The sequence below is a fragment of the Kribbella sp. HUAS MG21 genome (assembly GCF_040254265.1).
Taxonomy (GTDB): Bacteria; Actinomycetota; Actinomycetes; order Propionibacteriales; family Kribbellaceae; genus Kribbella.
Genome location: NZ_CP158165.1, coordinates 6,787,514 through 6,799,796, shown reverse-complemented (window position 1 = coordinate 6,799,796; position 12,283 = coordinate 6,787,514). Strand labels below are relative to the sequence as shown.

Below are 12,283 nucleotides of genomic sequence, written 5' to 3'. Positions count from 1 at the left end.
CCAGGATCGGTGAGGGCCGACTGTGAACATCTCTCGGGTACGCAGGTCAGTGACTCGTCCGCTTGTATCGTCGTGGCTGAGGGGCCTGGTCGCAGCGGGACTGATGTCGACGGCTCTGGTGGCGACTTCGGGGCCGGCGAGGCCCGCTGCAGCGGCCGCACCGTCTGCCACCTTCCGCGTCGGGACCTACAACATTCATGCCAACGGGACGGACAGCGCAAGCTGGCCGTCCCAGAGGTCGAACCTGCTCCGGGAGATCGGCTCCTACGCTCCCGATGTCATCGGTATCCAGGAAGCCGGTAGCAACGAAGCGAGGCGCACCGACTTCCGGAACGGCATGCAGTCCCACGGCTATACGACAGCGGCCGACTATGCGACGAACTCCCGACCGATCTACTGGAAGAGTGCGTCCTTCCAGATCCTCAGGGACAGCAGTGGAAGAATCGCGTCCGGAACCGTTGTCGTCGGGGGCGCGGCGGCCGGCAAGACCGCGAGCTGGGTCGCCCTCAAGCACATCGCGAGTGGGCGCGAGATCGTCGTCGCAAACGTCCATCTCACGTCGTCGAAGTGCGGTCTCACCACGTACGATCTCGACGCCACGGTGAACAGTGACGGCGTGTGCTCGAGCACGAAGGATGTACCGGTTCAGGGTGGCGGTACCAGGCCGGGTGAAGACAGCGACCCCGTGAGGGGTCAGATCCAGCGCTTCAGGGAGTTGGACGACCTGTTCGCCGACGCCCGCTACATCGCGTGGGCCGGCCACGACTCCCCCGACTTCCTCACTGGTGACTTCAACACCAATGGCACGCGTTACCCATCGCTGGCAGATGCGGCCGTCGGTGTCACGATCCCCGCCGCCTACCGGAGCAGCGACGGCACCATGCGGCCGCTCAACGACTATCTGTGGAACGCGCGGCTGCGTACCAATGCCTTCAACGTGGCCGCCGAGAAGTCCGGGGCGGCGTACGACACCTTCAACGGATTCCAGCGCCAGAGCTGCACCTCGGTTCCGACCGTCCGTTGCAACGGCAACCACATCGATCAGGTCTACGTCTCCCGAGCGCAGGGTGAAACCACCAACGTGGTCGCTGTGGAAGGCTGGACCAACAAGCCGCCCGACGCAGACCTGGTGCCCGGGGAGTTCCCCTCGGACCACAACAAGGTTCAGATCAGGGTGACGGTGTCCAACTAGTCGCCCCGCTACGTCCAACTCCCTGAAGCGCTGGATCTGACCCCTGTGGGACCCGGAAGGTTAGTGCGCCGTCGTGCCTCGTACGGTCAGGTTGTACGTCGCTGCGGTCGCGAAGTCGCCGGTCGACCCGCGGATCACCAGCACGTGCCGGCCCGGTGTCGCCGGGGGCACCGCGAACCAGAGTCCGCAAGCGACGCCCTTCAGCCGCCCCGCTTCGAACCCACTGGGATTGCCTGCCTGAGCGGTGAACCGGATGTCCTCGGGTCCGAGCCGCTGGATCGGGACCGGCCGTCCGTCGAACGTCACGCTACCCATTGCATCAGCCAGGAACGCCTGGCATCCCGCTTCGTCGTCGACCAGGTTGACGACCGGACCGGCCAACGGACGCTCAGCCGGCCAGCCGCACACGCGAGAAACCTCGCCGCCGAACGTGCCGGCGACCAGCCAGACATCCTCCGGCTGGTTGTTTCCACAGTGCGCACCAGTCTCGTCCAGCACCGGATTGACGTTCTCCGCGACCGCCGCCCACTCCCACCAGCGCGCCTGTAGCCCCAACGAGCCGAGAGCGACGCGCTGCACCGGCGCCTTCGGCGCTGACGACCCAGCCGGCGTTGTCGGACTCGGAGTGAGCGTGCTCTCAGTCGCAGGCAATGGAGCGGGTGCCGAGCTGCGGGGATCGGTAGAGCAACCACTCAGCAGCCCCACTGCCAGAGCCAGAGCCAGGAACATTCGCATCCGCGACCCTAACCCATGGCACGGTGAGGTCGAATCGATTTGCGGAAGGGTTGTCGGATCTTCGGTTGGTGGTTCGTGGATAGGACAGAGGGAACGAACGAGATCACAGACTTCGAGGAGAATCAGGATGCCCGAGCAGGCCAAGCAAGCGACCAGAGCGTTCCGGTTTGGGGTTGTTGCCCCGGTGATGTCTGAGCTGCCGGCGTGGCGGGATCGTGTACGGCGGATTGCTGACAGTGGCTACTCGACGTTGTTGATGCCTGACGTGCCAAGCTGGCAGCCGGCGTTGGGGGCTACGTTGGCTACTGCGGCTGCGATCGCTGAGTTGCGGGTCGGGTCGTGGGTCTATGCTGCCGCGCTGCGCGAACCCTGGAGTACCGCCTGGGAAGCACACTCGCTCTCGGTGCTCACCGAAGGGCGGTTCGAGATGGGGATAGGCGCCGGGCGGCCCGGGATCGAGGTCGAGTTGGGGCGGGCTGCCGTCTCCCCCGCTGAGCGTCGTACCAGGATGCGCGACACCGTGGCCGCGCTGCGTACGTTCGACGGGCCGGACCTGCACACGCCGGTGGTGATGGCGGTGAGCGGACCGAAGTCACAGGAGTTGGCGCTCGAGGTCGCTGACGCCGTCACGTTCGTGCTCGGGCCGGACGACGATCGGGCGAAGACCACGAACGCGGTTCGTGATTTCGCCGGCCGCCGCGACATGGAACTCGCGCAGCACGTCGCCGTCGTCGGCGACGGTATCGCGCCCTTCATGGCGCCGCCCGACCTCGACACCGCGGCGCTGCACGCGGCCGACTCGCTCGTCGTACTGCCCAGCGACCCCGCAGCGGCCGCCGAGGAGATCCAGCGTCGACGCGAGGAGATCGGCTTCTCCTATTTCGTCATCGGCGCCGACTTCGCCGAGACGTTCGCGCCTGTCGTGGCCAAGTTGGCGGGACGGTAGGCAGCGTCGCGCAGCTAGCCTCGAACGCATGCCCACGCTTCGGCCTCTGCTTCTCACCGACGGTCCCGCGGTCGGCAAGACCGTGACCGCGCGAGCCCTGGCGGAGTCGACGGTGCGATGCGCGTACGTCGACGTCGACGACATCCGCCAGCTCGTGAAGGGCGGAGCTGCCGCGCCGTGGGACGGAGCGGAAGGGCGCGCACAACACGTGCTCGGCGTCCGCCGAAACCGATGCCGACATCGAAGTGTCGACCATGACGTTGGACGCCCAGATCGATGCTGTCCGTGCTGTCTGGGTGGGCGGCTGACTCAGCCGGTCGTGGCGTTAGAGTGCCGGGATGGTTGCCCGGATCTCGATCGCGGTTGCTGCGCTGGTGCGGGACGGTCTGGTGCTGCTGGTGCATCGGCATCCGGCGCGGCTGCGGTACCCGGACTGCTGGGATCTCGTCGGCGGTCATGTCGAGCCGGACGAGTTGCCTCATCAAGCCGTACGTCGGGAATGCCTCGAAGAACTCGGGGTCCAGGTCCACGACCCGGTACCTTTCCCGATGGCAATCAGCGACCCGAATCTCCACCTGCACGCGTTTCTCGTCACGCGATGGGACGGAGAGCCGGTCAATGCCGCGCCCGACGAGCACGACGATTTTCGCTGGTTCCGGCCCAGCGAGCTCGAGACCTTGAAGCTGGCCCATCCGAACAGCTTGCCGAACATCATGAGCGCCGTCGCGGCGGCGAGCTAAAACGGATTGGTCGAAGCCCGGCTATCGACGTAGTGTCGTGTTCATGATTACCGCGCGGCGAATGACGGCCCCCTTCGTGGGGTTTGTCGGCGCGCGCTGAATCGGTCGAGCCCACGGCGGTGGGCTCGACGTGCTCTGGGGCCTGCCTGCCGATCAGACAGGAAGGTCTCCCCCAACCATGAATCCGTACTACGTCACGACCGCGATCCCCTACGTGAACGCGGCACCCCATCTCGGGCATGCGCTCGAGTTCGTCCAGGCTGATGTGCTCGCTCGGCACCGGAGGCTGCGTGGTCAGCCTGTACGGTTCCTGTCCGGGACCGACGACCACGCGTTGAAGAACGTCCTCGCGGCCAGAAATGCCGGCGTACCGGTGGCGGATTTCGTCAACGCTGCCGCTGACCGATTCCAGGCGCTTCAGGATGTTCTCGAGTTGAGTTGCGACGACTACATCCGTACGTCGTCCGACCCGCGACATCGACCTGGTGTCGAATATCTCTGGCAGCGTTGCGCCGAAGCGGGTGACTTCTACCGGCACAGCTATACAGGCTTTTATTGCGTCGGGTGCGAGCAGTTCTACGAAGTGGACGATGTCTGCCCGGAGCACGGCACCGCGCCGGAGCAGGTCATCGAAACCAACTGGTTCTTCCGGCTGTCCCCCTATCGCGATCAGATCAAGGACGCGATCACCTCCGGCAACGTCACGATCAACCCGCCGCAGAAACGCAACGAAGTACTCGCCCTCCTCGACAACGGAGTGCAGGACTTCAGCGTTTCCCGGCCGGCTGCCCGCGCGAGCGGATGGGGCATACCTGTCCCCCACGACCCCGACCAAGTGATCTACGTCTGGTGGGACGCCCTCACCAACTACCTGACCGCCCTCGGCGAGGAGTACAACTACTGGTGGGCAGGCGACGGCGAGCGGGTCCACGTGATCGGCAAAGGCATCACCCGCTTCCACGCGGTCTACTGGATCGGGCTCCTGCTCTCGGCCGGCCTGCCGCTACCGACCACCATCCACGTCCACGACTACGTCAACGTCGGCGGCGCCAAACTCTCGAAGAGCACCGGCAACATCGTCGATCCCGTCGACCTGGTCACCACCTTCGGCACGGACGCACTGCGCTGGTGGATCACCCGCGAGGTACCGCTCCTCGGCGACACCGAGTTCACCACCGCGCGCCTGATCCAGGCCTACAACACCGACCTCGCCAACGGCCTCGGCAACCTCGCCAACCGCACCCTGACCCTGCTGCACACGCAGTACGGCGGCCAACCGCACGTCGACGAGGCGCCCGTCAACGGGCCAACGTGGGACAGCACCGCTCTGGAAACAGCCTGCACCGCGTTGCCCGCGAACATCGACGCAGCGCTCGAGACCGCGGACTTCCGAGCAGCAACCGCACATCTCGTTGCCACGGTCAACCTCGCCAACCAACTTCTGAACGCCGCAGAACCCTGGAAGCGCCACGGCACAGACACCCACCGTCTCCTCAGCCGGATCGTGCAGGCCTGCCGCACGATCGCCACAGAACTCACGCCGTTCTGCCCAGCTGGCGCCGCCCGTCTCGCAAGTCAGCTAACCAACCTCGCGGCGCCCGAGCCGACCTTCACCCGACTCACCTGAAACGACGCTAGGCCTCGAGGACGAAGAAGATGAAGCTGATGAAGCGTGCCGGGTGCTCCAGGTTCGGCGGACGCAGCTCGGCCGGTGTGTCCCAGGCGATGGGCGGCTCGCTGATCGCCGCGATGCGGAACCCCGCCGCGGCGAAGGCATCATGCATCGCCTGGAGCGGACGATGCCAGATCGTGTAGACGACAGTCCGGCCGGCGTGCTCCGCGTCGAAGGAGAACGAGGCGACGTCGAAGTAGTTCCCGTCCGGGGTCAGCGCCGTGTAGACGAACGGGTGGTTCAACGACAGGATCAGGCGACCGCCCGGCTTCAGCACCCGGCGGAGTTCGGCGAGCGGCTCCGTCCAGTCCTCCAGGTAATGCAGCACGAGCGACGCGACGACATCGTCGAAGGCCGCGTCGCCGTACGGGAGCGGCTTGGCCAGGTCCGCGACGATCAGGTCGGCGTCCTCGCCCAGCCGTCGCCGCGCCAGGTCGATCATCGCCGCACTCAGATCGAACCCGCTCATGATCGCGCCCTTGTCGCGGAGCGCCGCCGACAGCGGACCGGACCCGCAGCCGGCGTCGAGGATCCGGCGGCCGGCCACGTCGCCGGCGAGGTTCACCATCGCGGGCCTTTCGTAGTACCCGTTGAGCAGATTGACCTCGTTGTCGGCGGAGTACGCCTCGGCGAATTCGTCGTAGTCGGTCTTCGGCACGGAGTTGCTCCCTCTGTCGGCAGGCTTCCACCAGGCAGACGCGGCCTCCGCGCGTCTGGTTCGTCAGGAAGTCGTACTGCGGGCCCGGAAGGTACGGCGGTACGCCGTCGGTGAGGTACGGACGTGTTTGGCGAAGTGCTGGCGCAGCGCGATCGACGTACCGAATCCGCAGTACCGCGAGATCTCCTCGACGGACAGGTCGGTGGTCTCGAGCAGCTCCTGCGCGCGATGCACTCGTTGCCGCAGCAACCATTGCAGCGGTGTGGTGCCGGTCTGCTCGCGGAACTTCCGGTTCACCGTGCGCGGGCTCGTTCCGGCGTACGACGCGATGTCTGCCAGCGTCACCGGCTCGCCGAGTTGTGAGCGCAGCCAGCGCATCGTCGGCTCGAGAGATCCGTGGTCGTCGCCGGGTTCGGGGTGGGCGATGTACGGCGTCTGGCCGCCGTCGCGCTGCAGCGGTACGACCATGTGCCGGGCGACGTCGGCCGCGACCGCGGACCCGTAGTCCTGGCGGATCATGTGCAGGCACATGTCGATCGCGCTCGCCGCGCCCGCGGACGTGAGGATGTCGCCGTGGTCGAGGTAGAGCACGTCGGTGTCGACCCGCACCTGCGGGTACTCCTCGGCGAGCACCTCGGCGCGCGACCAGTGGGTCGCCATCCGGCGGCCGTCCATCAGTCCGGTCGCCGCCATGACGCGTGCGCCGCCGGCGCTGATCGACGCGATCCTGATGCCGCGCCGGTGCGCCTCGCGCAGCAGTTCGAGTGCCTCGGCCGGCGCCTCCTGGCCGGCTGGATGGCCGATCACCACGATCGTGTCGGAGTCGATCGCGGCGGCCAGCGGGTACGGCGGCGTGCACGTGTACATCTCGACGCCGCCGACACCCGAGATCATCAGGTCGCGGCCGTCACCGCAGACGCGGACGTCGTACAGCCGCGGCCCGAACAACTCCCCCGGCGCCCTGTCCACCGAGTGCGCCGTACTGAACACCTGCAGCGGCATCGCCAGGTCGAAGCTGTGGATCCCGTCGAAGAGCAGGACCGCCATCCGGTGCATGGCGATAATCTATCGAACCTGGGCATTCTTGCCACTGTCCCCCGGCGGCGCCCGCTCGGACGATGAGAAACATGCTCCTCGCAGTCCTCGTGACCTCCGGATCCGTCGGCCTGCTCGTCGCGCTGGGGTGGATCACCGACAAGCTCCTTCGCGGCGAGGCCGACCGCTGGGCGCGGCGCGTCACGGATGACCGGGAAGAGTCCATGGAACGATTCTTGTGAATCCGTTCACTAGCTGAGAGGATCTGGTGTGGCCAGCGACCGTGCACGGCGGGTGTGAGGGATGGGCCGTGCTCGCGAGTGGCTCGACAAGACAACTGAGACGTGGGCGCCACCGGCACCTGGTGATCTGACTGGGCCGTTCCGCTACATGTACTGGCTCGTGCAGTCGCAGTCGCGGCGGGCCGCGTGGGGTGCGGTGCTCGGCACGTTGTGGACGGTCGGGCTGGCGGTCCCGCCGTGGGTACTGGCGCATGCTGTCGACGACGGGCTCGTCGCGGGTGACACGGGCGCGCTCGTCGGGTGGGCCTCGGTGCTGCTCGCCGTCACGGTCGTGAACGCGTTCCTCGGCATCGCCCGGCATCGCACGATGACGAAGATCCGGATGGACGCGTCGTTCCGCTCGATCCGGGCGACCGTCTGGCACACGTCCCGGTTGGGTGCGTCGTTGACGCGCCGGGTGGGCGCCGGTGAGGTGGTGACCGTCGGCATCTCCGACGTCTACACGGTCGCTCAGGCGCTGACGGTCACCGGTCCGGGCGTTGGTGCGGTCGTCGCGTACGCCGTTGTCGCGGTCGTGCTGTTCACGATTTCGCCGTTGCTCGCCGCGGTGATCCTGGCCGGGGTTCCGCTGCTCGCGGTCGCGGTCGGCCCGTTCCTGCACCGCATCGAACGGACGGGCGGTGCGTATCGCGCGCACCAAGGGCGGTTGACGACTCGGTTGGTCGACGTACTGGCCGGGCTTCGCGTCCTCAACGGGCTCGGCGGGAAGGCGTTCGTCGCGCGGCGGTACGAGCACGAGTCGCAGGGCCTGGTGGGGCACGGGTATCGGGTCGCGGGGCCGACCAGCTGGGTCGGGGCGTTGTCGGGTGGGTTGCCGGCGTTGTTCCTTGCCGCGGTGGTGTGGCTGTCGGCGCGGATGGCCGCTGCGGGCACCATCTCGATCGGGGACGTCGTCGCGGTCTACGGGTACGTCGCCGTGCTGGTGGTTCCGGTCGCGTTCTTCATCGAGGGCGGGAGCGATATCGTGCGGGCGCGGGTGGCCGGGCAGCGCATTGTCGATCTGCTCAACCTGCCGGTGGCGCACAACAGTTCGGCGCCGGTCGACCTTCCAACCGGCAACGGGCCGGTGGCCGATCCGGTTTCGGGGGTTCTCGTCCGGCCCGGGTTGCTGACCGCGCTGGTCGCGGCGCGGTCGGCGGACGCGATCGCGGTCGTCGAGCGGCTCGGGCACCTGGGCAGTGATACCGCAGCAGGCACGACGTGGGCGGATGTGCCGGTTGCTGACGTTGACCGTGTGGAGTTCAGACGCCGGTTGGTTGTCGCCGACAACGATGCCGAGCTGTTCGCGGGCTCGGTGCGGGACGTGGTCGCCGGTCGCTCGGAGCCTGACGACGAGCGGATCCGTGCCGCGCTCCGGGTCGCCGTGGCCGACGACGTCGTCGAGGCGCTGCCCGATGGTCTCGACGCGGAGATCGCGGCAGGCGGCAGCGATCTGTCCGGCGGGCAAGGGCAGCGGATCCGGCTCGCGCGTGCTGTGTACGCCGTACCTGACGTGCTGCTGGCCGTCGAGCCGACGTCCGCGGTCGACGCGAACACCGAGGCGGTCATGATCGACCGGATCCGCGAGGCCCGGCGCGGGCTGACGACTGTGGTGACCACGACATCGCCGCTCGTTCTGGATCGTGCTGACGAGGTCATCGTGCTGGCGGACGGGAAGGTTGCCGCGGCAGGTACTCATGCGGAGCTTCTGCGCAGCGATCCGTCGTACCGCGATCTGGTGACCCGTGCGCAGGAGGACCGATGATCACGCAGCTGCCGGTGGCGAGCCGGGCCGAAGTGCGTGCAGCGGCGCTCCGGGATCTGGCGGCAGACCGGCGCGCGGTGATCGGCGTCGTGCTGGTCAACGGGCTTGCGTCGGCGTCCGGTCTGGTGGGTCCGTTGCTGCTCGGGCGGATCATCGACACGATCCAGGCCGGCTCCGGTGACGTGCTCGGGGCGGTGGATCGGCTCGCGTTCGGCGCGCTGCTGTTCACGGTGGTGCAGATGGTGCTGTCGTGGTGGGCGCTCAAGCTCGGTTACCGGTACGGCGAACGCACGGCGGCGCGGGTTCGCGAACGGTTCCTGCGGCGGACGTTGGCGCTGCCGCCGCGGGTCGCGGACCATCTCCCGGCCGGGGACCTGATAGCGCGCGGGAGCAACGACGCCTCGCTGGTTGCGTCTACGTTGCGAGCTGCGGTGCCCGAGGTGCTGGTGGCGGTTGTCCACGCGTTGTTCCTCATCGTCGCGGTGCTCGTGCTGGATCCGCGGCTCGGGCTGTGCGGGCTGGTGTGCTTGGTCGGGGTTGCGGGCGCGGTGCGGTGGTACTTGCGACGGGCGAGGCCGGCGTACCTGGCTGTTGCGGCGACTGGTGCCGAGATAGCTGATGCGGTTGCGAGTACTGCGAAGGGCGCGCGTACGGTCGAGCTGCTCGGGCTGGAGGAGCGTCGTACGCAGGTCGCGGAGCGCGCGATCGGTCGGGCGCGGTCTGCTCGGCTGGATGCGTTGTGGCTGCGGACGGTGCTGTTTCCGTCGTCGGAGATCGCGTTGGCGCTGCCGGTCGTAGGGGTTCTGCTGGTTGGTGGTGCGCTGTACGGGAACGACTTGGTCAGTCTCGGGACGGTGGTGACGGCGGCTCTCTATCTCCGGCAGCTCGTCGGTCCGCTCGACACGTTGATGCTGTGGATCGAGCAGCTGCAGGGTGCGGGCGCGTCCTATGCGCGGGTCGAGGGTGTCGGGGACGTACCCGCGGCGGATGCCCAGGTGGTGCAGCGGGTGCGCGACGAGCGGATCCGGGTGGAGAACGCGCACTTCAGTTACACGGGCGAGCGCGACGTACTGCGGGGCATCGAGCTGTCGGTGCAACCTGGCGAACGGCTGGCGATCGTCGGTACGTCGGGTGCGGGCAAGTCGACGCTCGCGCGGCTGCTCGCCGGGCTGGATCGTCCGCACACCGGGGCGGTGACGATCGGTGGTACGGCGGTGGCTGAGCTGGCGCCTGAGCAGCTGCGGGAGCACGTCGTACTGATCACCCAAGATCATCATGTCTTCCACGACACGATCCGAGACAACCTGCTGATCGCGAAGCCGACGGCGACGGATGACGAGTTGCGGGCGGCGTTGGAGGCTGTCGGGGCGGGGTGGTTGGAGGAATTGCCACGGGGGTTGGACAGTGCGGTCGGCGACGACGTGACTCTTGACGATGCCGGGGCGCAGCAGCTCTCACTGGCGCGCGTCGTACTCGCCGATCCGCACACGGTGATCCTGGATGAGGCCACGTCGCTGCTTGATCCGCGTACGGCGCGTCGGACGGAGCGGTCGCTCGCTTCGGTTCTGCACGGGCGCACGGTGATCGCGATCGCTCACCGGCTGCAAACAGCGCACGACGCCGACCGAATCGCCGTCATGGAAGCCGGCCGCTTGGTCGAACTCGGCACCCACGACGAACTGGTCCGCGCGGGAAGCACCTACGGAAGGCTCTGGCAGACATGGCACACGACGTGAAGATCACCCAAGCCGACGTAACCGACGTCCCGGAGCTGGCCCGCCTCCTCTGGCTCAACACCACCAACCGGGAACAACACTCCCTCGAAACCTTCACCGTCGACCTCGCCCGCTGGTGGACAACCCACAAACACACCCACGTGGCATTCGCCGCAAGCCTTGCCGGACAGGCCGGTGAATCGGAGCTTGTGGGGATGGCGTGGGTCGCGTTGGTTCCCCGCGTGCCGAGACCGGGGCTCATGAGCCGACTGTCCGCCGACATCCAGAGTGTCTTCGTCCACCCCGACCACCGCGGCCAGGGCATCGGCTCAGCACTCGTGGAGGCCGCTACCCAGCACGCCGAGCAGCTCGGTTCCCTCCACACCACAGTCCACTCCGGCACCCGAGCGGTCCCGGTTTACGAGCGCCTCGGCTTCCACTCCTCCCCCAAGCTCCTCCAGCGCTACCCCGACTGACGCACCAACTCCCGCGCCAGAGCGCCGGCAACATGCCGGTAGTCCTGCATGAGCGGCCCGACAAGACCAGGCTCAGGTTCGAACGCATCACGAAGACCCTTCGCCAGGTCTTCGGTGCGGAGCGCGAGATCCGCGGGCCGACGCGGGTTGCGGCGTGGGTACGGCCGCCACCGTCGTACGGCGACCGCGAGCAGCTCGTCGACGCGGTCACGGCGTACGACCGGCGAACCGGACTCACACAGCTCCACCAGCACGCCTCGAGCGGCGTCCATCTACTTGGCTAGTTCTTGTAGACGGGCGGCGCTGGTGGGGTTGGCGGGGAGGAACGTTTCGATGGCCAGGTTGGCGGCGGTGACTTCGAGCGGGGCTCCGACGGTGGCTATCAGAGTGAAGAGGCGGACGGGCCCCAGGCGGGTGTTGAGGTCGAGGGTGACCATCGGCTGTTGGGCCGGGGCCAGTGGAGGTTGGTCGGGGAGGTAGGGGTCCAGTTCGGTCAGGAGGTCGGCCAGCGGCTGGTCGGCGGTGTCGCGGCTCTTGCGGCGGAGTTGGTGGATCAGGCCCAGGCTGCAGGCCGCCGTCATCGACGAGATGCTCGGGAGGCCGCCGGGGTGGACCGACAGGCGGAGCATGTTCACAGGCGGTTTGAGGAGATCGGGGTCTACGCCCTCCCACAAGAGCGAGGCCGCGGCGTTGGCGTCGACGAGGTTCCAGAGGCCGTCGACGATGAGAGCCGGGTTGGGCATGTGGGCATCGATGAGCTGACGCAGCGGTTCGCGGAGCGGGAGCATCGCGTCGGAGTTGTACGGCTGGTCGAGGTACAGCGGGGCGTAACCGCCGGCCAGCAGGAGCCGGTTGCGTTCGGCCATCGGTAGGTCGAGGTGGTTCGCGAGGTGGACCAGCAGTTGGCGGCTCGGTTGGGCGCGACCGGTTTCCACGAAGCTCAGGTGTTTGGTCGACACTTCGGCGTCGAGCGCGAGGTCGAGCTGGCTCAGCCGGCGGTGCTGTCGCCAGAAGCGCAGCAGCTCCCCCACGGTCTGCGGCTCCTCCAGGACGGTCACGGGTTCAGCG

The 12,283-nt window shown here is 67.7% G+C and carries 13 protein-coding genes; 8 read left to right on the top strand and 5 right to left on the bottom strand.

Features of this window, described 5'->3' with window-relative positions; translation table 11 throughout:
• Positions 1 to 103 precede the first annotated feature (103 nt).
• Positions 104 to 1,192, top strand: coding sequence for an endonuclease/exonuclease/phosphatase family protein (locus ABN611_RS32785; RefSeq protein ID WP_350276153.1), 1,089 nt, complete (start codon positions 104 to 106; stop codon positions 1,190 to 1,192).
• Positions 1,193 to 1,252: 60 nt separating this feature from the next.
• On the opposite strand, the gene ABN611_RS32780 is transcribed toward ABN611_RS32785, so the two are convergent.
• Complete coding sequence (locus ABN611_RS32780) at positions 1,253 to 1,771, bottom strand: hypothetical protein (protein ID WP_350276152.1); 519 nt, start codon at positions 1,769 to 1,771, stop codon at positions 1,253 to 1,255.
• A 343-nt stretch (positions 1,772 to 2,114) separates the two neighbouring features.
• Between ABN611_RS32780 and ABN611_RS32775 the strand changes: the two genes are divergently transcribed.
• The 3 genes from ABN611_RS32775 (at position 2,115) to metG (ending at position 5,240) form a co-directional block, all read left to right on the top strand.
• Positions 2,115 to 2,873: an LLM class flavin-dependent oxidoreductase gene (locus ABN611_RS32775; protein ID WP_350276151.1), complete on the top strand. Its 759-nt coding sequence runs from the start codon at positions 2,115 to 2,117 to the stop codon at positions 2,871 to 2,873.
• 338 nt (positions 2,874 to 3,211) lie between these two features.
• Positions 3,212 to 3,613, top strand: a complete 402-nt coding sequence (locus ABN611_RS32770) for an NUDIX domain-containing protein (protein WP_350276150.1) — start codon at positions 3,212 to 3,214, stop codon at positions 3,611 to 3,613.
• Positions 3,614 to 3,791: 178 nt separating this feature from the next.
• Positions 3,792 to 5,240: a methionine--tRNA ligase gene (gene metG / locus ABN611_RS32765; RefSeq protein WP_350276149.1), complete on the top strand. Its 1,449-nt coding sequence runs from the start codon at positions 3,792 to 3,794 to the stop codon at positions 5,238 to 5,240.
• Positions 5,241 to 5,247: 7 nt separating this feature from the next.
• On the opposite strand, the gene ABN611_RS32760 is transcribed toward metG, so the two are convergent.
• Positions 5,248 to 5,943 (bottom strand): class I SAM-dependent methyltransferase, encoded by a 696-nt coding sequence (locus ABN611_RS32760; RefSeq protein ID WP_350276148.1) that lies wholly within the window; start codon positions 5,941 to 5,943, stop codon positions 5,248 to 5,250.
• A 63-nt stretch (positions 5,944 to 6,006) separates the two neighbouring features.
• Complete coding sequence (locus ABN611_RS32755) at positions 6,007 to 6,999, bottom strand: helix-turn-helix domain-containing protein (protein ID WP_350276147.1); 993 nt, start codon at positions 6,997 to 6,999, stop codon at positions 6,007 to 6,009.
• A 71-nt stretch (positions 7,000 to 7,070) separates the two neighbouring features.
• Here ABN611_RS32755 and ABN611_RS32750 point away from each other — a divergent pair, with 71 nt between their 5' ends.
• The 4 genes from ABN611_RS32750 (at position 7,071) to ABN611_RS32735 (ending at position 11,215) form a co-directional block, all read left to right on the top strand.
• Positions 7,071 to 7,220 (top strand): hypothetical protein, encoded by a 150-nt coding sequence (locus ABN611_RS32750; protein ID WP_350276146.1) that lies wholly within the window; start codon positions 7,071 to 7,073, stop codon positions 7,218 to 7,220.
• Positions 7,221 to 7,281: 61 nt separating this feature from the next.
• Entirely contained in the window at positions 7,282 to 9,024 is a 1,743-nt protein-coding gene (locus ABN611_RS32745; RefSeq protein ID WP_350276145.1) for an ABC transporter ATP-binding protein, read from the top strand.
• Entirely contained in the window at positions 9,021 to 10,760 is a 1,740-nt protein-coding gene (locus tag ABN611_RS32740) for an ABC transporter ATP-binding protein (RefSeq protein ID WP_350276144.1), read from the top strand. Before ABN611_RS32745 ends, ABN611_RS32740 begins: the two co-directional genes overlap by 4 nt.
• The gene (locus ABN611_RS32735) at positions 10,745 to 11,215 is read left to right on the top strand and encodes a GNAT family N-acetyltransferase (RefSeq protein ID WP_350276143.1); all 471 of its coding nucleotides are present in this window, start codon (positions 10,745 to 10,747) and stop codon (positions 11,213 to 11,215) included. The genes ABN611_RS32740 and ABN611_RS32735 overlap by 16 nt, the downstream gene beginning before the upstream one ends.
• On the opposite strand, the gene ABN611_RS32730 is transcribed toward ABN611_RS32735, so the two are convergent.
• Both ABN611_RS32730 and ABN611_RS32725 read right to left on the bottom strand, forming a co-directional pair.
• Positions 11,203 to 11,487, bottom strand: a complete 285-nt coding sequence (locus tag ABN611_RS32730) for a hypothetical protein (RefSeq protein WP_350276142.1) — start codon at positions 11,485 to 11,487, stop codon at positions 11,203 to 11,205. The genes ABN611_RS32735 and ABN611_RS32730 overlap by 13 nt on opposite strands.
• Positions 11,488 to 12,273: a helix-turn-helix transcriptional regulator gene (locus ABN611_RS32725; RefSeq protein ID WP_350276141.1), complete on the bottom strand. Its 786-nt coding sequence runs from the start codon at positions 12,271 to 12,273 to the stop codon at positions 11,488 to 11,490. It lies immediately after the preceding gene.
• Positions 12,274 to 12,283 lie beyond the last annotated feature (10 nt).